Raw genomic sequence first — 21,685 nt, forward strand, 5'->3', positions numbered from 1 at the left:
ACGTTACTCCTGGTTAAAGAACAGTACTATACTGCCCCCTTTCAAGTCACTACCGTAATTGACGCTGAGTCCAATTCCAACATTGTCGACCATCGGAATATGAAATGGCGGCGTTAGCAACCAACCCACCGTCCCTTCATAGTAATGACTCGAGCCTAATATCCCTATTGTGTCACCGCCGATATCGACTCTTCGTATACTGGTATAAACCGTTTGAATCGAGCGACCCCAGTCAGTCACATCATAAAAGAGCTTCGCTTCATTTGACCAATACCATCCTTCCGGCGTGCCAACATCTCCATCATTTGCTTGGCCCCAACCATAACCAGAAAAGTAGTTAAAGTTAGATCTAAATTTCACCTCACCCCAGTCTTTATCTTTGGTGTAATTGAATCCGACTTTTGGTTGAATCGATGTCGACCAAGCCGTTGTATTCACGAGCTTTCCATCAATAAAAGGCTGAAACAACTTGGAAAATGGGGATTGAAAATCGTAATTACTATTGAGGTATTGAAGATGGATACCGACGCCAGTTTCAAATGTCCAGTTTGGTGTAAAGTTGATTTCTTGCTCATAACCACTAAAGACACCGAGGACATATTTTCTGTGGCTATCTGGCCCATCTATAATTTGATCTTCAATCCTAAGCGCAGAAAAGCGTATGACAGCACGTTGTTGGAACATCTTATCATCGGAAAGATCGAAAGTAAGAGGCAATGCTGATACAGCAATATTCTTGCGCTTGTCGAGTGCGTCTTGGGAACCAATATTTTCGTTGCCGATATTAAATACGGTATTGGGATCAAAGTCTTTAAACCCGAGCGTCAAAGCTTCACTGTCCGTAAGAATAATTGCGGCAGCAAAGTCCTCTTCGAAGATGTCCCTAAACTCCGGGTCAGCCTGAGCTGAAAAGTGACAAATTATCGCTGCAGCCACAAAGCTTTGAGAGACTTTTAACAAAACAACCTCATAAATGAACCACTAAAAACCTGACTAACTGGCTTATTAATTTACTTACTTGAATCGAGCCTAAGGCTAAGAATAGCAAAAGCATCACCCGATAAAGTAACGCTTTGTCATGACGGTAGCTAAAATTCGTCTTAACCAATCACTTTGAATAAGTGCTTAGTCGTTGTTTTAACAACCATTGATAGGATAAGAGATATTATGAAGTCGTACTAATGATATCGCTCTCTAGCTGCAATACGTAGCGATTACGACCACTTCGTTTCGCTTGATAGAGCAGCTTGTCGGCTCTTTCATACAGCTCATTAATGGATTCAGTCCCTGTTGGGATAGCACTATAAACACCAAGTGACAGCGTCACTCTATCTGCAGTTTGAGAGTACTCGTGTGGAATGTTCAACGATACTATCCCGTCTTTTACTCGTGCTGCATTTTCTTCTGCTTCGGCTATATCACTTCGACTGAGCAATATAACGAACTCCTCCCCACCATAACGCCCTACATACTCACCAGAACGGATGAACATGACGTCTAAAAACTGAGCAATGTTAATTAAACACTGGTCGCCTTCGGTATGTCCGTAGTTATCGTTGAACGCTTTGAAATGATCGACATCCATTAGAATCACAGAAAGCGGCATTTGATGTCGGCCGTGCCACTGGATCAGCTCGGTCAATTTTTGATCCATATAACGGCGATTAAACAGTTTGGTTAGGCCATCTTCATTTGCTTGATGCTGAAGCGCTCGGTTCGCTTCTTCCAACTGAGAACTGGCTTGTTTTAACTCACGTCTCATGTGAGCAATACGCTGCATAGCAATCAATTTTGATTGCAACACAATCTTGTTGACGGGTTTTACAAGATAATCGTCACCACCCGCATCGATCGCTTTAGCGATCATTTCCGGCTCATCGTGACTACTTAGGAAAATGATAGGGATCCAATCGGCTTTGTAGCGTAGACGTATCTCTGAGGCGACTTCAAACCCGTCCATTTCAGGCATTGAGATATCTAGGAGCACCAACTCAGGGTCAAACGTCGGGTAAAGCGCGAGAGCCTCTCGCCCACTCGCTGCAACCTCAACCTCATGCCCCAGTTGTTTGAGGCGTATCTGCAACTGCATTCTTTCCAACTGAGCGTCATCAACGAGGAGTATTTTCATCGAAGATTCTATGGACATCATAAGCATCCTTGTCTTTGTATTACGCCGATGTATTGTTAATATCAACCACATATTAGGACAATATTCAAACAGTCCCACAAAAATCGCAATAATAACAGCTTGTTTAGGCCGAAAACGAAGTTTTGGCTGGGCATTATCTAATGAGTTGGATTATTATTGTCTTTTAGGAAGGTAATCGCAGGATTATCGATAAACGTTATACAGAGAAAGCTGCATGTCTGACACACAAAATACTGAAACCCCAATCGTAGACCTAGAAACGATATCCGCTGAGCTAAAGCAGGTTATCCTATTTGACGAGGTGCCAGAAGAGCTTTACAACATGGTAGTATCGATTCACGAAGTGACTGAAGAAGCAGTTCGTGAAGCATGGGATTCACTGCCAGCCAGTGCTCAAAACATCCTAGACAACTTTGAACAGTTCCACGCGTTGATCTCGGTTAGCCAAGCTTTCGCTGGTGTAAGCGCTCTTGAAGAGTTTACAACAATGGAACTTCCAGCAGATATGAGCGACGAAGATAAAGAATCTTACAAAGCTGAGCTTCTTGATAAAGTACTGCAAAACTGCATCAAAGACATGGTTAAGCAAATCAAGAAAGCGCGTCGTGACGCGATTCTAAAGCGTGACTTCAAAGAAGTATTCGTGAAGTAATCGCTATAGAAGATCAAAAAGCCACATTGTCATGTGGCTTTTTTTATAGGTGGGGTTCAAGCGCGACGTCTTTTTGCGCGACACTCACACCTTTAATTTGAGCGTACACCGATTGGCCTACGTTCAATTGCAGGTCATCCACTGCCCACTGGGTAACCGTCGCAACAAGTTCACAGCGACCTCCTAAAGACAATACCACTTCAACACTTTGTCTTGGGGTTCCTTTTCCGCCCTGAGCAATGGTTTTAATGGTACAAGGTAAAATATTTCGAATGGACGTATTTATCGCTCGGCTTAGTGCAATTGAAACGTCGTTAGCTCTAACTCGCAATCGCACTGTTTCACCGACGGCCGCTTCCGTTCGCTGCACCCATAAGTAGTGATCGTTCGTTAACGCCACTTTCGTCAGGCCATACGTATCATTTTGAGCGACCACCTCACCTTTAAATAGTGCGCTTTTGTCAGAAAACGATTGCCACGATTGCATGATTTTCGTACCCCACACATGCTCAATCAAACCGGATTCGACAATGCAACCCTCATCAATAATAACCAGGTGCTGTGCCAGTCGCAAAATCTCATTAAGGCTATGTGTCACGTATAGAATCGGGATATCAACACGACTCGACAATGCTTCTAGAAAAGGCATTAACTCGCGTTTTCTCGGATTATCAAGTGACGCTAATGGTTCATCCATGAGCAATACCTTAGGCTTGCTCAGTAGTGCGCGTCCGATAGCAACTCGCTGTTTCTCCCCTCCAGACAACGAACTTGGATAGCGATTCAAAAGCGGCTCAATAGCAAGCAGCTCTACAATTTCATTAAAATGCCCCGCATCATTTTTAGTGACCCCGTAACGCAAATTGCGCTCTACAGACAAATGAGGAAATAAACGTGCGTCTTGGAATACATAGCCTATTTCTCGCTTTTCTATCGCGAGATCAATCCCCTGGCTGGAATCAAATATCGTTCGACCATTAAAGTGAATATGCCCTGAATCTGGTTGGACTAACCCACTAATAAGGTTTATTAACGTGGTCTTACCCGCGCCAGAGCGCCCAAAGATGGCACTGATACCACTCGAAGGCAATGAAGCTTTTAGATGGAATGCTTGCTCACCAAATTTTTTGGTTACATCGATATCTAACCTTGTCATTGTGTCACTCCTAAGCGGCGTGCCACCCACCGGTTAAGCGATTCAGAGAAATAGAGTGACGCTAGCGATATCACAATAGAGATGATACACAGTCTCATCGCTGCGTCTTCAGCGCCCGGGGTTTCTAAAAAACTGTACATGGCTAAAGGGATCGTTTGGGTTTCACCGGGAATATTCGATACAAAACTGATCGTTGCGCCAAACTCACCAAGGCTTCGAGCGAACGACAGCATGGTACCGCTAATAATACCCGGAATAACAAGCGGTAGCGTGATGGTGAAAAACACCTTTCTCGGCGATGCGCCTAGCGTTCTAGCGGCCTGTTCTAGCTTGTGATCGACACTATCCATCGACAAGCGAATGGAACGAACCATCAAGGGCAGCGCAACGATAATGCAGGCTAATACTGCACCTCGCCAGCTAAAACTAAAACTAACGCCAGTTAGCTGATAAATAAACTGGCCTATGACCCCTTGCTTTCCCATGGAAACCAAAAGCAAATAACCCACGACAACCGGCGGCAGAACTAAGGGCAAATGAATCACGCTGTCTAAAACACTTTTACCAATGAACTGCTTTTTGCTTAGTAGCCACGCGAAAAATACGCCAATTGGAATCAACCAGAGAATGGCGACACCGGCCACCTTCACACTGAGCTGTATCGCTTCAACTTCATAGTCAGTCAGCATATTAAAGTTTTGCTTCCTTATCTGTGATAAATCCATGTTGTCTTAATATGGTTTGCCCTTGTTCTGAAGCGACAAACTCAGCAAACTGCTTGGTCTGCATGTCATGGTTGAGTGTCACTAAAGGATAGTCGATAGCATCGTGACTCGAAGCCGGAAATTCAGCCAGTTTAGTGACACCGTCACCAGCCATTAAATCCGAACTGTATACGATACCTAAAGGTGCCTCTTTCCTATCCACGAGTGCCAGAACCTGCCTTACATTGTTCACCGGCGCTAATTGACTACGCACAGTTGACCACAGCTTTAACGATTCCAATGCCTGTTTCGCGTAAATACCCGCTGGTACTGCGTTAACTTGTCCGATTGCTATTCGGTCATCATTAAGGTACCGCTGCCAATCACTTTGGTTTGAAATATCAAATGACCTTACTTCACCCTTTGATTTGCTAGTGATTAGAACCAACTTATTTCTGGCGATATGTTGAATATCATCTGAGCTGATCACCTTTTGGGAGACGAGATAATCAACCCAGCGCGCGTTGGCAGAAATGAACACATCCGCGGGCGCCTCTCTTTGAATCTGTCTCGCCAATGAAGATGAGCCCGCGTACACTGCCCTTACTTCAATGCCATACTTATGTTCAAACGTTTGAGCGAGTTCATTGACTGCATTGGTCATAGAGCTTGCAGCAAATACGGTGAGTGGTTTAGCCATTGCAGGTTGAACCATTGCAATATGTGACAGCGTAACTAAAAGCAGAGTAATTACAGTTCGCATTAACGGCGTTTCCTCTTCAGAACTCTTTATCTTTTTTCCCTGATAATTCAAGATCAGGCCACAGTTTTACAAGGTCTAGATGCTGTTCAATCGCATCCGCGATTCTATCGATGGCCGACTCTTTCTCATCGTTGATCGCAAACGACTCAATATCCGCTCCGTTCACCCAGCGGCAGACCAACTGAGTCACTTCCGGAGAATCAAAGAAACCATGTACGTAGGTGCCAAACACTTGATTGTCACTGCTGACCGCTCCATCAAACTGCTTATCATCAAAGCTAACCGGCTGCTTGTCGCCAACAGTTGATCGGCCTGCATGAATTTCATAGCCAGAGAATGGTGCAGAGCGATTTTCAAGAGTAAGGGTTCCATTAACGTTGGTAAGCTGCTTCTCACTTTCCAATACAGTGTCGAGTTGAAGCAGGTTCAAGCCATCACTACTTCCAGCGGAGCCTTCTATTCCTTTAGGATCTGCAATAGTATTGCCAAGCATTTGATAACCTCCGCATATCCCCATCACTTTGCCGCCAAAACGCAGATGCTTGTAGATATCTTTATCCCACCCCTGCTCTCGAAGATAAGCAAGATCATCGCGCACAGATTTAGTCCCAGGCAATACAATCAAATCAGCGTTATCTAAACGTTCACCTTTACCTACATATCTAAAATCGATATCAGGATGCAGACGAAGTGCATCAAAGTCGGTGTGATTGCTGATACGTGTTAATACAGGGACTGCGACACTGAGCTTTGTACTGGACTTAATATCATGTGAGGCATCTATGGCGTCTTCTGCTTCGATATTTAGGCCATGCAAAAAAGGTAATACACCGATAACGGGCTTACCCGTTTTTTCCTCTAGCCAATCTAAACCGGGTTCTAGTAATGATATATCACCACGAAAACGATTGATGACAAAACCCTTCACGCGCTGCTGCTCAGATTCCGATAATAAGGCCAGGGTGCCGTAAAGATGGGCGAAAACACCACCTCGGTCTATGTCTGCGACGATAATAACAGGGATATCTGCTTCTTCTGCGAACCCCATATTGGCGATGTCATTCGCTCTGAGGTTAATCTCTGCTGGGCTACCTGCGCCTTCAATAACCACGGAATCAAAACGGCTACTAAGCTTCTCAAACGAGTCAAGCACATAAGGCATAGCAAAGCGTTTGTAATCATGAAAACCCACTGCGTCCATATTCGCATGGGCTTTGCCTTGGATAATTATTTGCGCGCCGGTATCAGAATTTGGCTTAATCAACACCGGATTCATATCAACGGTAGCCACTACATTCGCAGCTTGGGCTTGAACCGCCTGAGCGCGTCCAATTTCACCGCCATCTTCAGTAACTGCACTGTTTAATGCCATATTTTGTGGTTTAAATGGGGCAACCATTATCCCTTGGCGTGCTAGAACGCGGCATAACCCTGCCACTAATACACTTTTACCCGCATCGGATGTCGTGCCTTGAACCATAAGTGCTTGTGAAGTGCGGCGCATATCGTGCAAATTTCCTTAATCAATAGTCCGATTAGTTTACCTTTTTTACTCATCACGACCAACGCTTCACATTGAAACTTAACGAATTATTGGACACCCAATTGACTAAAGCTTCGTCAATTATGCCTACAAGCTCTCGATATCGTTAAAATGGTCTGTATTTTGCAATTAGTTTTTTTATATACTTAGTCAATTCAAAATTCGAGATTATATCGATATCTTTTTATCATGGAGTCCTCATGCTAGGTAAAGCAAGTCGAGCTGCGCTGTTAACATTGGCAGTTGCCGCCCCTACGCTGGTTCAAGCGAACAATTTTAACTATAACTCTTTCGAAGTCCGCTTAGGTGCTAACCCAGGTACAGTAGGAGCTGAGTTTACGACCTTCTTTACGGAAAATACGCATATTATTGCTCGTGCAGACAGTCGCTTTGAAGGTGACTGGGATGTTGCCGGTGGTTTAGGCTTTAACGGCCCCATTGGTCAATTCGCCGATGTTTTCGGTCAACTTTTGGTGCACAATGTGAAAACCAAGGACGACGAAAAATTTGATAGCGAATTTATGTCTGAGTTCAATATCGGTTCACGCGTTTGGCTTCTTCAGAATGTTGAAGGTGTAGGTCAAGTCGGTATGCTAAATCGCCGTGATGATACCGTGTTTATTTGGAGTGTGGGCGCGCGTTTCCACTCTACTGACGCACTATCACTAGGTGCAGACATCAAAGATAGCGGTATTTACGGTCCTCAAGTACAGATGTCCGTAGAGTTTGGCTTCTAAACTCTACTGTATTATCTATTCACCACGCTGCGAAGAATTAAAAAGGGCTTTCCAAATATGGAAAGCCCTTTTGTTTTATTTGGTTGGTTTTGGCTGAACGTATTTACGGCTTACGTCTACAATTGCCACATCTCTAAAGAAACTTCTACCTAATAATACTGGGTATTTTAGGTGGGTTCTATCAGCAAGAGTAAATTCCGTCTTGCTAGTCATGTCACCAATTTTAATCACCGAAACGATGACTGGGCGCTTATCACTCTCTTCTGAGCTTGACTGCTTTACTTTTACCCAACGGTCAACTGGCATCGATACTTCTTTAGATTCCACACCATCGTGCTTCACTTTAAATTTAACCCAATCTTTACCATCACGCTCAAATGGGACAATATCAATGGCGCTAAGCGAAGAGGTTGTCGCACCAGTATCGACACGTGCCTTTGTCGTCACTTTCATATCCATAAGGCGAACATATTCTTGCTCACCTAGGATTAACTTGCCGTCGTCACTCTTAACTGGAGCTGGCTTTGGCTTCTCCGCTGGTTTGGTTTCTTTTACTGGCTCCTCCGGCTTTTCCGGTTTCGCTTCAGTCACCTTCTCTTCCGGTTTTACTTCTGGCTCAACCGGTTCAGCTTTTGGTGCTTCTGGCGTCGCTTCTGCTGCCGGTGGCTCAACCGGTGGCGGAGTTTGTGTCGGTGTTGTCGAACACGCAACCAAGCCACCAGATAACATTAATGGCAATATCGCTTTCCAAGGTTTCATTCATTCACCTTTATTATTTTTAGTAGTTTCTATTATCGTCTTTATTTTTGACTAACAGCGGCTAATGCATCGGCAACATATGGCAATTGAGACTCAGAAAGTCCAGCGATGTTAATACGTCCATCGTCAACACCATAAATAGCATAGTCCGTGCGCAATCGTTGCATTTGCTCTGCTGTAAATCCTAGCACAGTAAACATGCCTTTGTGAGACATGATGAAGTCAAAATCAGTCGATGAGCCAGTTTGCTTCACTGCTTTACATAAGCCATCACGCAAAGATACAAGTCGTTGTTGCATCTCAGAAAGCTCTGTTGTCCACATAGTAGTTAAATGGTCATCTTTTAGAATCGTTTTAACCAGCGCCGCACCGTGGTCAGGTGGCATGGTATATGTTGAACGCGCAAGCGTTAGCAGCTTACCTTTAGCATTATTCGCTTCAGCTGCGTTTTTTCCAATGACAATCGCTGCACCTGTACGCTCACGGTACAAGCCAAAGTTTTTGGAACAAGACGTAGTCAACAGCATCGCTTCCACATTTTCTGCCATGTGACGAAGACCCAATGCATCTTGCTCTAGCCCATCACCAAAACCTTGGTAAGCAACATCGACAAAAGGAACAAAACCGTTTTTAACGCTAAGCTCGGTGATCGCTTTCCAGTCGTCTAGCGCAATGTCCGCGCCTGTTGGATTATGGCAACAACCATGCAGCAATACTACATCGCCCTGACCTGCTTGACTAAGATCGGTCAGCATCGCATCTCGATCCACTTGCTTTGTTACTACATCGAAGTAGCGATAAAACTTAACCTGCAAGCCAGCAGCTTCCATAACAGGCTTATGGTTTACATAGCTTGGGTTTGATAACCATACTGTTGTACCTGGGGCAGCTACATTCATTAGGTCACCCAGCATACGCAAGCCACCACTTGCACCAGGGGTTTGAATGACCGACATACGGTCGTAAATAGGTGTTTCACCAAAAACCACTTTCGCGATGCTTTGGTTAAATTCTTCACATCCGGCAAGCCCAACGTAGGCTTTAGTCTGTTGCTCTGAAGTCACAATGCGCTGAGCTTCGGCAATAGCCTTCATGATTGGAGTTTGACCGTCGCTATTTCTATATACACCAATGCCAAGATCGACTTTGTCGGTACGAGGATCATTTCGGTAAGCTACGGAAAGAGAAAGAATAGGATCGAGCACTGGCTCGGGTAACTGAGAGAACATGAAAGTCACAACCCTTTGAAATTCAAGCAATGGCCTTCACGTTATCATTAGATTAAAAATATTGAAATAGTTTTGTTATTGGTGAGGGCGATTCATTCTGTAAACCTAACTGTAAACCAGATTAACTCCTCTCCATATGTTGCATAAAAGATCATCAGTTCCAATGAAATTAAGTGCTCTGCGGCATTAAAAAAGGAGCCGAAGCTCCTTTTTTTTGCATAATCAATGTTACACATTTGTAAATCGGTGTATAACCTGGTTTGCACTTCCGCGCCATTCTAACTCTGGATCGGCGAGATCTTTCTCGAATTTGCCGTCCACCAGCACATCAATAAGATCAACCACTTGCTTTTGTTCTGTACTCAGGTCTGTAAGCACATACCCAGTCCAAAGCCAAATATCCTTTCCTTCACACTCTGCTCGTACACGCTCCACCAGTTTAAGTACAGCGCTCACATTCGCAGGATGAAGTGGATCTCCCCCAGATAACGACAGACCGCGCTTTCTAATTCGACTGTCGTTTAAGTCCGCTATGATTTGGTCTTCAAGCTCTTGGGTAAACAAATGACCAGAATGCAATGACAGAGTCGACTGATTATAACAACCACGGCATTGATGCACACAACCAGAAACAAAGAGAGTACAACGCGTACCAGGTCCATTGACCACGTCGATTGGATGATACTGGTGATAATTCATGGGTTGTGACTCTCTTTACTGACTTCTTTGTTTAACGATTACAGGTGCTTAACGCGGCGTTTAACTTCTTCTTGTTTACCGAAGTTAAAAGGACGAGCATCCGGGCTACCTAGATAGCCACACACACGGCGTGTTACTGACACGCGGGTAGAGTCATGGTTACCACATTTAGGACACGTAAAGCCCTTACTTGTACAGTCAAACTCACCCATGTAGCCACATTCATAACACTCATCAATTGGTGTGTTTGTACCGTAATATGGCACTCGGCTGTAACTGTAATCCCACACGTTCTCTAGCGCTTCGATGTTACGCTGCATATTCGGGAACTCGCCATAGCAGATAAAGCCACCTGACGAAATTTCTGGATACGGCATCTCGAAATCGATCTTGTCGTACGGGTTTACCTTTTTCTGCACATCTAGGTGGAAGCTGTTGGTGTAGTAACCTTTGTCTGTTACGCCTTCAATCACACCAAATTCTTTAGTATCAATTTGGCAGAAGCGGCTACATAGGTTTTCACTAGGTGTGCCGTATAGGCTAAATGCGTAACCTGTTTCTTCAGCCCACTTGTTCACAACTTCTTTCATATGTTTGATGATATCCAGCGCCATATCGCGCATTTGATTATCATCGTACATGTGAGTTTCTGTACCAAAAAGTGCAGTCATCGTCTCGTGGATACCAATGTAACCTAGAGAGATAGACGCACGACCATTTTTGAAGATTGGTGCAATGGAATCATCCGCTTTCAATCGAACGCCACAAGCACCTTCCATATATAGAATAGGTGCAACGCGCGCTTTAACTTTTTCTAGACGACTAATGCGTGTTTCTAGTGCCTTACGAGCCAGTAACAAACGGTCATTCAATAGCTCATAGAACTTATCAACGCTGCCCTTCGCTTTGATTGCGATACGTGGCAAGTTCAAGCTCACAACACCTAGGTTGTTACGACCTTCATGTTGCAGTTCGCCATTCTCTTCGTAAGTATTCAGGAAGCTGCGGCAACCCATCGGAGTTTTGAACGAGCCTGTTACTTCAACCACTTTGTCGTAGTTTAAGATGTCTGGATACATTCGCTTAGATGCACACTCCAAAGCCAACTGCTTAACATCGTAGTTTGGATCCTCTGACTTGTGGTTCAATCCATCTTTAATTGCGAATACCAGTTTCGGGAACACCGCTGTTTTTGCGTTTTTACCAAGGCCAGCGATACGGTTCTTAAGGATCGAAGTTTGGATCAACTTCGATTCCCAGCTCGTACCTAGACCAAAGCCAAAGGTAACAAAAGGAGTTTGACCATTCGCGGTATGAAGTGTGTTTACTTCGTACTCAAGAGATTGGAATGCGTCATAACACTCTTTCTCAGTACGTGATTGAGCGAACGCTTCTGGTTGATGAATATCCCAGTCTTTCGCGATTTCAAAATGTTTGTCGTAGCTTGCTTTTACATAAGGCGCGAGTACTTCATCAATGCGGTTGATCGTAGTACCACCATAAATATGGCTCGCTACCTGCGCAATGATTTGTGCCGTTACCGCTGTCGCAGTTGAAATTGATTTCGGTGTATCAATTTCTGCATTACCCATCTTAAAGCCATGCGTCAGCATGCCTTTTAAATCGATAAGCATACAGTTAAACATAGGGAAGAAAGGTGCGTAATCTAGATCGTGATAGTGAATATCACCCTCATCGTGTGCCTGAACCACATCGCGTGGCAAGATGCGAGTTTTCGCATAGTGCTTAGCAACGATGCCAGCCAGCAGGTCACGTTGGGTTGGAATCACTTTACCGTCTTTGTTAGCGTTCTCATTAAGAAGATCGGCATTGCTCTCTTCAATAAGGCCTTCGATCTCTTTAGTCAGAGCGCTTTTCTTTTCGCGTGAAATATCACGGTCATGACGATACTCGATGTAAGAACGTGCTAGCCCTTTGTATGGACCTTGCATCAACTCGTTCTCTACGAGAGTTTGGATTTCCTGAATATCCACATGTTCGCAATCCTGCAGCTTGAGCTCGACCGCTAACGCTACATTTTTAGCATAGATTTCGAGTTCCTTATCTGCATGTTCCGCCGCACTTACCACAGCAGCTTCAATACGATCCTTTGTAAACGGAGCACGAGAGCCATCTCTCTTGATTACGATTGTTTTCACCCTTTCTCCTTACCCCTAGCATACTCACAGACTTATCCACAAACACACTATATAGGGTTGTTACTTTTTCTTCTGACACAATATATTGTGGTGTATTTAACGAGAAGCACCAACTGAAAGTATTGATTTAGATCAATAAAAACTGGGTAGTGAACAAGAAGAATTCGATCTAAATGAACTGGATCTCATACCGTGTAATTTCAAAATAAGACACGAATTTTTGGTCAAAAACAGTTGCATTTCTGCCAAGGCTTACGGCACATTGCCTGAAAGAAGTTTTATAAATGGCAAGGACAATGATAAGAACAAACAGTTATAAATACTTAGTTACAACCTTATTTGTTGGAATATCTCTTTTTCCTACATTAAGTATTGCGAAAGACGAATCTCTAACTTTGATGACTTGGAATCTTGAGTGGTTAACTTCAACTCCATCTAAAAAATTTCCAACGAGTTATCGTTCCGAAGACGACTTTTCCGCGCTGAAGACACAGTTCATGGGGTTCAGCCCTGATATTCTCGCCTTTCAAGAAGTGGACAGCGTAGAGGCCATTTCTCGGGTTGTGGGATCCGATTACGAAATCTACCTCTCAGACCGGTCATTACCTAACAATAAGCGGCATCAGTTCTCTGGAATAAATCAATATACAGGCTTTGCCGTTCGTCATGGACATACCGTAAAAGACGTCGCTGACTTTCCCCTAAGTAAAGGAGGACGACTTCGATTTGCCTCTGCTATTGAATTAACGTTAGAAGATGGGGCTACGGTTAAGCTTCTTTCTGTTCACCTTAAAGCCGGATGCAGTGGTAAATACACATCTCATCACTCGTGCAAGACACTCAAGCAACAAGGCAGAGTTCTTAACAGTTGGCTTAAGCAGCTAGAATCTAGTGACGAATCGTATGTATTACTTGGTGACTTCAACCACAACCTCGCTTATTCGGGCGACTGGCTCTGGACAATACTCACCAAAGACCTCAATACTGTGCCTAGGCTTACAACGAAGTCAACCAAAGCCGAATGTAAAGTACGTTCTAATCGCACCCCCAACAAGACCCATCAGTTTCGGTCGTTAATCGACCATATTGTCGTCAGTCCCAACTTACGCAGCAGTCCGGCCAGACAAGACGTCATGCCGACCAAAAGTGTTCTCAACTACCAGATGAGCGATCATTGCCCTATTTCATTGATACTGTATAAATAAACAGACATCAGTAAAGATGGCTAAGCTTAGAAGCACAAGAATTATCTGACTTTGTAATCATTGTTGTCGATGCCTCATCGCTTAAATAGGATTATTCCTTTAGACCAAGCTTTAACAACCATCTTCGTGGTGGGCAAAAACCTGTGAAACCACTTTGAATCAGGTTGAAACCGATGAACACCGTAAACCAGACAAAATAGTGACTGACGTAGATGGTAAGAAATAGCGAAATCAAAATCATTGTTCCTGCTAGAATTCGGATACCATTTTCCACTTTCATAATCAACTCCTTAATAAGCCATATCTAATGTAACATTTAAAAATAAAGCCCCGCACCCAAAGCGGGGCCTTCTAGTGAAGGGAGTGTTTTAGACCGTTGCTGTCACAATCCCACGCTTTAGCGCTACGTAATATAAAATTGGGATAACCAATAGCGTCAATACTGTCGATACGAAGATACCGAATATCAAACTGATCGCGAGTCCATTGAAGATAGGGTCATCTAGGATAAAGACAGCGCCAATCATCGCAGCCAGTGCGGTAAGCATAATTGGTTTGGCACGGACGATAGCCGATTCAATCACTGCCTCGCCCAATTCCATTCCATCTCTTAACTGATGATTAATAAAATCAACCAACAGTATCGAGTTTCGAACGATAATACCGGCAAGCGCTATCATGCCTATCATCGATGTCGCTGTGAACTGAGCTCCCAATAGCGCATGACCCGGCATAACCCCAATGATGGTCAATGGAATCGGCGCCATGATAATGAGTGGCACTAAGTACGATTTGAACTGCGCGACCACTAACAGATATATCAGTATCATGCCAACTGCATAGGCAATACCCATGTCGCGAAATGTCTCGTAAGTAATCGTCCATTCACCATCCCAGAAGATCTCGATTCCTTTAAGCCCCGATGGTTGGTCAACAAAGTACTGCTCGGCATTCAGTCCATTGTCCGCTAGGCTCGATGAAATATCGGCCATGCCATAAAGAGGACTATCTAAATCGCCAGTCATATCACCGACAACCATGATCATTGGAACAAGGTTTTTATGAACGATGTAATTATCCATCGCTTGCTCTCTTACCTTAATCAAATCCGCAAGAATATACTGCGTACCCGAAGCAGAGTTTATCTTCATATTCATCACCTGATCCAAACGCACCTTGGCACTCTCTTTGGCCTGGATTTGGATTGGGATCGGATATTTGCTCTGCTCACTATGCAAATAGCTCACCGGCTTACCACCTACCGCCGTCGCGAGTGAATCGACTATCGATGAGTAAGCCACGCCCAAGCGAGAGGCTTTACTGCGATCAATCACTACCTGCCATTTTCGATGTGCTTCTGGTAAGTAGAGATCGACATCCACAATGTCATCCGTCTCACGGAAAATCTCTCTAAGTTTCAACGCGGCTTGTTCACGAACTTCCTGAGTCGGCCCGTACACCTCTGCCAGAATTGGCGACCAAACTGGTGGGCCAGGTGGCACTTCAACTACCTTAACTTTGCCGCCAAATTTCTGTGCGATCTCTACAAGCTTTGGTCTCACTGCGACAGCGATCTCATGGCTCGAACGATCACGCTCTGACTTATCCACCAAGTTAACTTGGATATCCCCTTTTTCTGGTGCTTGGCGCATGAAGTAGTGACGCACTAAGCCATTAAAGTTAATCGGCGCCGCAGTACCTGCATAGATCTGGTAGTCACTGACTTCTTCGACGTCATTCAAAGCATTACTAAGCTCAAACAACACGCGCTGCGTGCGCTCTAGTGAGTTGCCTTCAGGCATATCCAATATCACTTGGAACTCAGATTTATTGTCAAACGGCAGCATTTTCATGACCACGAGTTGCTGAACCGGCAGCCACATTGACACGGCAATCGCCACCAATACGCCCACACCTAACAACATGCGATTGCGTTTTTGTACTCGACTCACGACAAACGGTGACATCACCTTTTTAAAGAAAACCGATTGTTTACTGCTGACTGCTTCTTCGTGGGCATTGCCCTCTTTAAGCAGAATGCGCGCTAACCAAGGTGTTAACACAAACGCGATAATCAGCGAGATCAACATCCCCATCGAGGCATTGATCGGGATTGGGCTCATATACGGCCCCATTAACCCCGATACAAAGGCCATCGGTAACAAAGCTGCGATAACGGTTAATGTCGCCAATATAGTAGGACCACCTACCTCATCAACGGCGCCCGGAATCAGCTCTGCCAGTTTCTGTTTACCTTTCACCATATGACGGTGAATATTTTCCACCACCACAATGGCGTCATCGACCAAAATACCGATAGAGAAAATAAGCGCGAACAGAGAGACACGATTGAGAGTGAAGCCCCAAGCCCATGACGCAAACAGCGTCAGCAACAAAGTGATAATAACTGCGACACCAACAACGACCGCTTCGCGTACGCCCATGGTCACGAGAACCAACAGAACTACCGCGCCCGTAGCAAAAGCAAGTTTACCAATCAGCGTATTGGCTTTATCTGCCGCGGTCTGGCCGTAGTCGCGGGTGACATCTACTTGGATGGTATCCGGAATTAAAGTGCTTTCTAACTGACCTATGCGTTCATCAACCGCTTTGGCGACATCTACTGCGTTCTCACCGCTTTTCTTCGCAATTGCAATAGTCACGGCTGGTTTAATGTCGCTCTTGTCACTTGTCCAAACAACTTGCGTTGGCGTATCTGTCCCTAAATTTATCTCGGCAATGTCTGCCAAATAAACAGGCTGACCATCATGCAAACCAACCACTAACTGTTTCACTTCATCGACGTTAGTAAGGAACTCGCCGATTTGTAGAGGTATGGATTGGTTGTCTTGCGTCAAGCTCAGCATAGGTGATGCAGAATTAGCATCTGGCAACATCTGATTAAGCGAATCAATAGTGACGCCGTAACCTGACATTTTCGCTGGGTCGAGCCTAACATCAACAATCGTTGGCTGACGACCAACCGTGTAGATATCTCGCGTACCTGGAATGCGCTTTAGCTCGGTTTCAAGCCCGTGCGCAACACTGGTGATCTCTTGTAGCGTTGCCGAGTCCGATTTAGGTGATAAGGTCACGTTTACAATAGGCACATCTTCGATACCACGAGGCTTGATAATAGGCTGTCCGACGCCCATGTTCGCTGGCATCCAATCATTGTTGGAATAGAGCTTATTGTATATCTTAACGACGGCTTCGTTTCTTGGAATCCCGACTTCGAATATCGCAACAATCATTGCGCCGCCAGGTTGAGAGAACGAGTATATTTTGTCGATGCCGTTGATCTCCGAGATAATTTGCTCAGCCGGATTGGTGACTAAACTCTCGACTTCTCTAGGTGAGGCACCTGGAAACGGAATATAAACATCAGCAAAAGTGACATCAATTTGCGGCTCTTCTTCTTTGGGCGTAACAGCAATCGCCATCAAACCGAGCAACAATGCAACTAAAGCCAATAAAGGCGTCATTGCCGATGACTGGAATGCGGCCGCGATGCGCCCCGAAATCCCCATCTTATCGTTTTCTGTATCGTGACTCATACTGCCCCCTACTTCTCAGCCAAGAAGCTGACTACATCGGTGACGATCTCATCACCCACTTCTAGACCACTAAGTACTTCAAGTTGACCGTTACGCGATTGACCAACACGCACAGGATTCATTGTGACTTTTTCACCTTCCAAACGATAAACAACACTCAACTCGCCACGGCGAATGACGGCTGATTCTGGAATTTCAATCGACGGTCTATCATCATAAGTAAAGGCGACCTTCACCCACTCGCCTGGCAGTAAATTTTGTGGCTGCTCAAGAAGCTCAAGACGAAGGCGGAAAGCACGAGATTTTTCATGAGCGTAATTGAACAGTTTCGCCTCATAAGGCTCAAGGATCTCTCCATTTAGAGTGGTTATAGAAAACTGACTGGCATCCTCTACCTTTTCGCGATAGCGCTGAGGGATTTCTGTTACCACTCGAAGCGGAGACAATGAAAAGCCAGTCATCAATTGGCTACCTGGTGCGACGGTTTCACCAAGTTCGACATGACGTTGAGTGACAACACCGGTATACGGAGCGCGTATGCTGGTGTAGCCCAATGATTCTTTGGCCTGCGCGACAGCCGCTTTCGCTTGCTTGACTTCGGCAACGGAAGAGCGCGCTTCAGCTTCTGCTGCATCTAAACGCTCGCGCGAAATTGCGCCCTTGGGAAACAGGTCGCGGTAGCGCTTCACTTGAGCCGTTGCTTTGATGTTTTGCGCATTGGCGCTGTTAAGCTGAGCCAACGCCGCATCCAGTGACGCAGATTGTTGCTCTGCGCTGATTTCCAGTAACACATCGCCTTGATTGACGATGTCATTCACATCAGCATTCACCGCCACTATTCTTCCGGATGTTTGTGCCGAGAGCGTACCGCGATTCACGGCTTCTACTGTTGCGTCTAACTCAACAACGGAATCAATGTTGTTTACTTCAATAATGGTGGTGTCATAAGCGCTTGCTGTTGCGCTGAATACTGCGCTAGCAATCACTGCCCACTTTAGAAAGCTGACTTTCATATTTACCTCATTATCATTAATTAGTTAAATCTAATATAAACACATTCATTAGCAATGTCTAATTCTTTTGTTTAGATTTTGCTAAATTAAAGTACTGATGATGACTTCTTATGTGACTGGTTGAATTATAGGCAATAAAAAAGCCCGGTTTTTCAACCGAGCTTTCAAATTCTAATCTTAATATCAGAAAGTTAACTAGACGCCTAATGAAAGGCTATGACTGTTTGGCCATATTGACTTGCTTGTTCTTACCTAACAATACATCACCAATGAACATTCCTACCAACATGGCAAAAACAAAACCAACAATCCCCAGATTGCCATTAGCGATAGAGGAAATGGCGGGGCCAGGACAAATACCTGCTATGCCCCAACCCAACCCAAATAGCGCTGACCCGCTTAGTAGTTGAACATCAAGTTTTTTGTTCTCAGACAGGCAAAACTGATCAGTACAAACTGGCTCAGCTTTACGACGAATAACAAGCCAATAGCTAGGCGCAAACACCAATAGCGCTCCACCCATAACAAAAGCTAGGTCTGGCGACCATTGTCCGAAAATATCTAGAAATGCCATCACATTGGCAGGATCGCTCATGCCAGAAACAATCATACCCGCGCCAAACAAAAAACCACTAATCAATGCAATCAATCGAAACATGGTCATCTCCTATAATACGTGCAGCATAATGGTAGTGGTTGCCATCGCGACCGCCATGAAAGTCATAGTCGCAGCGATTGAACGTTTAGAGAGACGCCCCATACCACAAATACCATGACCACTGGTACAACCGTTACCAAGCTTAGTGCCAATACCGACAAGTAAGCCTGCCACCAGTACTAGCGGGGTAGAAACCACCATAGCCACTGGTGCTATGTTTAGCGCTTTAGCTGAAACAACGCCACCTAAAATCATTCCAAGTACGAACAATATACGCCAGCTTGTATCACCCTTACGGCCTTTATAGATACGACCAACAATACCGCTGATACCCGCAATTTTGCCATTGAACAACAGCAATAACGTGGCCGATACGCCTAAAAGCATGCCGCCGAGCAAAGATGCCCAAGGAAATGTAAACTCCATACTTACCTCTTGAATTTCAAACTTAAAATTGATTTAAGTTGCAAAATTCATCCGAAAAATTTTGCAAGTTAAACCAGCTACAGATAGAAAATTAAGTACGAGGCTTAGTGGCAGTAAAGATTATGAAGCTGCTGAATCAGTCCCACCACACGTTCATCTTTAAGCGCATAATAAACGTGTTGCGATTCTTTGCGAGATGTCACCAAATCGGCCTTCTTTAACACCGATAAATGCTGTGAGAATGCAGATTGGCTTAAATTCGAATTGGCTTGTAGTTGCCCAGCTCCCTGTTCACCTTCAACTAATTGGCACAACACAAACAAGCGATCTGGATGAGCGAGCGTCTTGAGTACTTCCGCTACGTCCACTGCGCGTTCTTTCATTTGCAGTAAGTCCACTTTGTTACCTCTGTGTGTTGATATGATGTCGTCATTATCTACACACTCATTTATTTAGTCAATGCTTAATTAGTATTTCTATATTTAGATTAAAATACATTAGACAAAGCTAATTTTAGTCGTTATAGTGGCTCTCATTCACGATTAACATGCATTTTGGATAAGCATCCAAGACAAGTAATGAGGTAAGGTATGACTAAGATCGTAATTGTAGGTGGTGTTGCTGGTGGTGCTTCTGCTGCTGCTCGTGCGCGACGTTTAAGCGAAGACGCTGAAATTATCATGTTAGAGCGCGGTCCTTTTGTGTCGTTCGCGAACTGTGGTCTTCCTTACCACATTGGTGGTGATATTAAAGACCGCTCTAAGCTACTTTTGCAAACTCCAGAGAGCTTTCTAGCGCGTTTTAATGTTGATGTGCGCGTGATGAATGAAGTCGTATCAATCAACCGTGCCGACAAGACTGTCACCATTAAAAACCTAATTGATGCCAGCGAATACAATGAGTCTTATGACTTTTTGCTACTAAGCCCAGGTGCTGCGCCATTCATTCCAGCGATCGCCGGTATTGATAACCCTCTAACCTACTCGCTGCGCAATATCCCAGATATGGATCGCATCATTCAAACCATCCAAACCAACAAACCAAAGCACGCAACGGTTGTGGGCGGAGGATTTATCGGTTTAGAAATGATGGAGGCGTTCCACCAGCTTGGTATTGAAACCACTCTTATCGAAATGGCCGATCAAGTTATGACGCCAGTAGACAAAGAAATGGCGGGTTTTGCACATGCAGAGATCAAACAGCGCGGTATTGACCTCCGTTTGGGCGTTGCTCTGGAGTCAGTTGAGTTTATTCCGGAAGAAGACAATACTGGCAAGCTTGCGCTTACCCTCAATAATGGCGACACATTGAGTACTGAGCTGCTCATCATGTCGATCGGCGTTCGCCCAGAAACGAAGCTAGCACAAGAGGCGGGCTTACAGTTAGGTGAACTTGGCGGCATCTACACTGATAGCAGCATGCAAACCAGTGACCCTGCTATCTTTGCTGTAGGCGATGCTATTGAAGATACAGATTTTGTCACGGGCAAATCAGGGTTTGTTCCACTAGCGGGACCTGCCAACCGTCAAGGCCGCATGGCTGCGGACAACATGCTTGGCCGTTCTGAAACCTATCAAGGCACTCAAGGTACGTCGATCGTTAAGATCTTCGATCTCGCAGTAGCTTCAGTAGGTAAGAACGAGAAGGTACTGAAACGTGAAGGTATCGCTTACGAAAAGGTCTACGTGCACACAGCTAGTCACGCCGGCTACTATCCTGGCGCAGAGATTGTATCTCTAAAAATGTTGTTTAGCCCTGAAACCGGCAAAATCTTAGGGGCGCAAGCCGCGGGTAAAGACGGTGTAGATAAGCGTATTGACGTACTGGCAGTCGCGCAGCGCGCAGGCATGACGGTTGAGCAGCTTCAACACCTGGAACTTACCTATGCGCCTCCATACGGAAGTGCTAAAGATGTCATTAACCAGGCTGCGTTTGTGGCGAATAACATCCTTAAAGGTGATGCAACGCCAATCCATTTCAATGAGATTGATAACCTAACGGAAGATCAGTTCCTGTTGGACGTTCGCAACCCAGGCGAACTGGAAAACGTTGGGTTTATTGAAGGTGCTATTAACATCCCTGTTGACCAACTACGTGGACGCATGAATGAGCTACCAAAAGACAAAGAGATCGTGATCTACTGTCAAGTAGGACTTCGTGGCAACGTTGCGTATCGTCAGCTTGTCAACAATGGTTTCAAAGCTCGAAACTTGATTGGTGGCTACCGCACCTACAAGTTTGCGCAAGCTTAATCGTCGGTCCAACATTACTTAACT

At 44.9% G+C, this 21,685-nt stretch carries 20 protein-coding genes; 4 read left to right on the forward strand and 16 right to left on the reverse strand.

Annotated features, from left to right (window positions below; all coding sequences use genetic code 11):
• Positions 1-3: 3 nt before the first annotated feature.
• On the reverse strand, positions 4-960 hold the full coding sequence (locus tag L4C42_RS12615) for a Solitary outer membrane autotransporter beta-barrel domain (RefSeq protein WP_429760719.1): 957 nt from the start codon (positions 958-960) through the stop codon (positions 4-6).
• A gap of 205 nt (positions 961-1,165) precedes the next feature.
• Positions 1,166-2,149 carry a GGDEF domain-containing protein gene (locus L4C42_RS12620; protein ID WP_353499322.1) on the reverse strand — a complete coding sequence of 328 codons (984 nt, stop codon included), beginning with the start codon at positions 2,147-2,149 and terminating at the stop codon, positions 1,166-1,168.
• 214 nt (positions 2,150-2,363) lie between these two features.
• On the opposite strand from L4C42_RS12620, the gene L4C42_RS12625 reads away from it, so the two are divergent.
• The gene (locus L4C42_RS12625; protein ID WP_353499323.1) at positions 2,364-2,801 is read left to right on the forward strand and encodes a DUF3069 domain-containing protein; all 438 of its coding nucleotides are present in this window, start codon (positions 2,364-2,366) and stop codon (positions 2,799-2,801) included.
• Positions 2,802-2,844: 43 nt separating this feature from the next.
• On the opposite strand, the gene modC is transcribed toward L4C42_RS12625, so the two are convergent.
• Genes modC through L4C42_RS12645 form a run of 4 tightly spaced genes read right to left on the reverse strand, consistent with a single transcriptional unit; the run spans position 2,845 to position 6,928 of the window.
• Positions 2,845-3,957, reverse strand: coding sequence for a molybdenum ABC transporter ATP-binding protein ModC (modC, locus tag L4C42_RS12630; RefSeq protein ID WP_353499324.1), 1,113 nt, complete (start codon positions 3,955-3,957; stop codon positions 2,845-2,847).
• Positions 3,954-4,646 (reverse strand): molybdate ABC transporter permease subunit, encoded by a 693-nt coding sequence (gene modB / locus L4C42_RS12635; RefSeq protein WP_353499325.1) that lies wholly within the window; start codon positions 4,644-4,646, stop codon positions 3,954-3,956. Before modB ends, modC begins: the two co-directional genes overlap by 4 nt.
• Before the next feature lies 1 nt (position 4,647).
• Positions 4,648-5,424 (reverse strand): molybdate ABC transporter substrate-binding protein, encoded by a 777-nt coding sequence (gene modA, locus L4C42_RS12640; RefSeq protein ID WP_429760723.1) that lies wholly within the window; start codon positions 5,422-5,424, stop codon positions 4,648-4,650.
• A 16-nt stretch (positions 5,425-5,440) separates the two neighbouring features.
• Entirely contained in the window at positions 5,441-6,928 is a 1,488-nt protein-coding gene (locus L4C42_RS12645) for a cobyric acid synthase (RefSeq protein ID WP_353499327.1), read from the reverse strand.
• 239 nt (positions 6,929-7,167) lie between these two features.
• Between L4C42_RS12645 and L4C42_RS12650 the strand changes: the two genes are divergently transcribed.
• Positions 7,168-7,704: a hypothetical protein gene (locus tag L4C42_RS12650; protein WP_353499328.1), complete on the forward strand. Its 537-nt coding sequence runs from the start codon at positions 7,168-7,170 to the stop codon at positions 7,702-7,704.
• 75 nt (positions 7,705-7,779) lie between these two features.
• Here the strand turns inward: L4C42_RS12650 and L4C42_RS12655 are convergent, their stop codons facing one another.
• From L4C42_RS12655 to nrdD, 4 genes are all read right to left on the reverse strand, one after another.
• Positions 7,780-8,463 (reverse strand): ATP-dependent zinc protease family protein, encoded by a 684-nt coding sequence (locus L4C42_RS12655; protein WP_353499329.1) that lies wholly within the window; start codon positions 8,461-8,463, stop codon positions 7,780-7,782.
• A 41-nt stretch (positions 8,464-8,504) separates the two neighbouring features.
• The gene (locus tag L4C42_RS12660; protein ID WP_429760726.1) at positions 8,505-9,692 is read right to left on the reverse strand and encodes an amino acid aminotransferase; all 1,188 of its coding nucleotides are present in this window, start codon (positions 9,690-9,692) and stop codon (positions 8,505-8,507) included.
• Positions 9,693-9,920: 228 nt separating this feature from the next.
• Positions 9,921-10,391: an anaerobic ribonucleoside-triphosphate reductase-activating protein gene (nrdG, locus tag L4C42_RS12665; RefSeq protein ID WP_353499330.1), complete on the reverse strand. Its 471-nt coding sequence runs from the start codon at positions 10,389-10,391 to the stop codon at positions 9,921-9,923.
• A gap of 38 nt (positions 10,392-10,429) precedes the next feature.
• Positions 10,430-12,550: an anaerobic ribonucleoside-triphosphate reductase gene (gene nrdD / locus L4C42_RS12670; protein ID WP_353499331.1), complete on the reverse strand. Its 2,121-nt coding sequence runs from the start codon at positions 12,548-12,550 to the stop codon at positions 10,430-10,432.
• 398 nt (positions 12,551-12,948) lie between these two features.
• Between nrdD and L4C42_RS12675 the strand changes: the two genes are divergently transcribed.
• Positions 12,949-13,755 carry an endonuclease/exonuclease/phosphatase family protein gene (locus tag L4C42_RS12675; RefSeq protein WP_429760777.1) on the forward strand — a complete coding sequence of 269 codons (807 nt, stop codon included), beginning with the start codon at positions 12,949-12,951 and terminating at the stop codon, positions 13,753-13,755.
• 91 nt (positions 13,756-13,846) lie between these two features.
• On the opposite strand, the gene L4C42_RS12680 is transcribed toward L4C42_RS12675, so the two are convergent.
• The 6 genes from L4C42_RS12680 to L4C42_RS12705 form a co-directional block, all read right to left on the reverse strand.
• The gene (locus L4C42_RS12680) at positions 13,847-14,035 is read right to left on the reverse strand and encodes a YgaP family membrane protein (RefSeq protein ID WP_353499333.1); all 189 of its coding nucleotides are present in this window, start codon (positions 14,033-14,035) and stop codon (positions 13,847-13,849) included.
• 88 nt (positions 14,036-14,123) lie between these two features.
• Positions 14,124-17,312 carry an efflux RND transporter permease subunit gene (locus tag L4C42_RS12685; RefSeq protein ID WP_429760729.1) on the reverse strand — a complete coding sequence of 1,063 codons (3,189 nt, stop codon included), beginning with the start codon at positions 17,310-17,312 and terminating at the stop codon, positions 14,124-14,126.
• Between the two features lie 8 nt (positions 17,313-17,320).
• On the reverse strand, positions 17,321-18,325 hold the full coding sequence (locus L4C42_RS12690; protein WP_353499335.1) for an efflux RND transporter periplasmic adaptor subunit: 1,005 nt from the start codon (positions 18,323-18,325) through the stop codon (positions 17,321-17,323).
• A 214-nt stretch (positions 18,326-18,539) separates the two neighbouring features.
• A complete protein-coding gene (locus L4C42_RS12695) occupies positions 18,540-18,983 on the reverse strand; it encodes a DUF6691 family protein (RefSeq protein ID WP_353499336.1) in 444 nt (147 codons plus the stop codon).
• 9 nt (positions 18,984-18,992) lie between these two features.
• Positions 18,993-19,409, reverse strand: coding sequence for a YeeE/YedE family protein (locus L4C42_RS12700; RefSeq protein ID WP_353499337.1), 417 nt, complete (start codon positions 19,407-19,409; stop codon positions 18,993-18,995).
• Positions 19,410-19,513: 104 nt separating this feature from the next.
• Positions 19,514-19,792 carry an ArsR/SmtB family transcription factor gene (locus L4C42_RS12705; protein WP_353500200.1) on the reverse strand — a complete coding sequence of 93 codons (279 nt, stop codon included), beginning with the start codon at positions 19,790-19,792 and terminating at the stop codon, positions 19,514-19,516.
• Between the two features lie 207 nt (positions 19,793-19,999).
• Here L4C42_RS12705 and L4C42_RS12710 point away from each other — a divergent pair, with 207 nt between their 5' ends.
• A complete protein-coding gene (locus L4C42_RS12710) occupies positions 20,000-21,661 on the forward strand; it encodes an FAD-dependent oxidoreductase (protein WP_429760732.1) in 1,662 nt (553 codons plus the stop codon).
• Positions 21,662-21,685: the final 24 nt, after the last annotated feature.

It is taken from the genome of Vibrio wakamikoensis, assembly GCF_050337275.1.
Taxonomy (GTDB): Bacteria; Pseudomonadota; Gammaproteobacteria; order Enterobacterales; family Vibrionaceae; genus Vibrio; species Vibrio chaetopteri.

What these genes read in the sequence shown, in the direction of transcription:
- L4C42_RS12620 (WP_353499322.1), bottom strand. Translation starts at nt 2,149, where the DNA reads ATGATGTCCATAGAATCTTCGATGAAAATACTCCTCGTTGATGACGCT.
- L4C42_RS12625 (WP_353499323.1), top strand. Translation starts at nt 2,364, where the DNA reads ATGTCTGACACACAAAATACTGAAACCCCAATCGTAGACCTAGAAACG.
- modC (WP_353499324.1), bottom strand. Translation starts at nt 3,957, where the DNA reads ATGACAAGGTTAGATATCGATGTAACCAAAAAATTTGGTGAGCAAGCA.
- modB (WP_353499325.1), bottom strand. Translation starts at nt 4,646, where the DNA reads ATGCTGACTGACTATGAAGTTGAAGCGATACAGCTCAGTGTGAAGGTG.
- modA (WP_429760723.1), bottom strand. Translation starts at nt 5,424, where the DNA reads ATGCGAACTGTAATTACTCTGCTTTTAGTTACGCTGTCACATATTGCA.
- L4C42_RS12645 (WP_353499327.1), bottom strand. Translation starts at nt 6,928, where the DNA reads ATGCGCCGCACTTCACAAGCACTTATGGTTCAAGGCACGACATCCGAT.
- L4C42_RS12650 (WP_353499328.1), top strand. Translation starts at nt 7,168, where the DNA reads ATGCTAGGTAAAGCAAGTCGAGCTGCGCTGTTAACATTGGCAGTTGCC.
- L4C42_RS12655 (WP_353499329.1), bottom strand. Translation starts at nt 8,463, where the DNA reads ATGAAACCTTGGAAAGCGATATTGCCATTAATGTTATCTGGTGGCTTG.
- L4C42_RS12660 (WP_429760726.1), bottom strand. Translation starts at nt 9,692, where the DNA reads ATGTTCTCTCAGTTACCCGAGCCAGTGCTCGATCCTATTCTTTCTCTT.
- nrdG (WP_353499330.1), bottom strand. Translation starts at nt 10,391, where the DNA reads ATGAATTATCACCAGTATCATCCAATCGACGTGGTCAATGGACCTGGT.
- L4C42_RS12675 (WP_429760777.1), top strand. Translation starts at nt 12,949, where the DNA reads ATGACTTGGAATCTTGAGTGGTTAACTTCAACTCCATCTAAAAAATTT.
- L4C42_RS12680 (WP_353499333.1), bottom strand. Translation starts at nt 14,035, where the DNA reads ATGAAAGTGGAAAATGGTATCCGAATTCTAGCAGGAACAATGATTTTG.
- L4C42_RS12685 (WP_429760729.1), bottom strand. Translation starts at nt 17,312, where the DNA reads ATGAGTCACGATACAGAAAACGATAAGATGGGGATTTCGGGGCGCATC.
- L4C42_RS12690 (WP_353499335.1), bottom strand. Translation starts at nt 18,325, where the DNA reads ATGAAAGTCAGCTTTCTAAAGTGGGCAGTGATTGCTAGCGCAGTATTC.
- L4C42_RS12695 (WP_353499336.1), bottom strand. Translation starts at nt 18,983, where the DNA reads ATGTTTCGATTGATTGCATTGATTAGTGGTTTTTTGTTTGGCGCGGGT.
- L4C42_RS12700 (WP_353499337.1), bottom strand. Translation starts at nt 19,409, where the DNA reads ATGGAGTTTACATTTCCTTGGGCATCTTTGCTCGGCGGCATGCTTTTA.
- L4C42_RS12705 (WP_353500200.1), bottom strand. Translation starts at nt 19,792, where the DNA reads ATGAAAGAACGCGCAGTGGACGTAGCGGAAGTACTCAAGACGCTCGCT.
- L4C42_RS12710 (WP_429760732.1), top strand. Translation starts at nt 20,000, where the DNA reads ATGACTAAGATCGTAATTGTAGGTGGTGTTGCTGGTGGTGCTTCTGCT.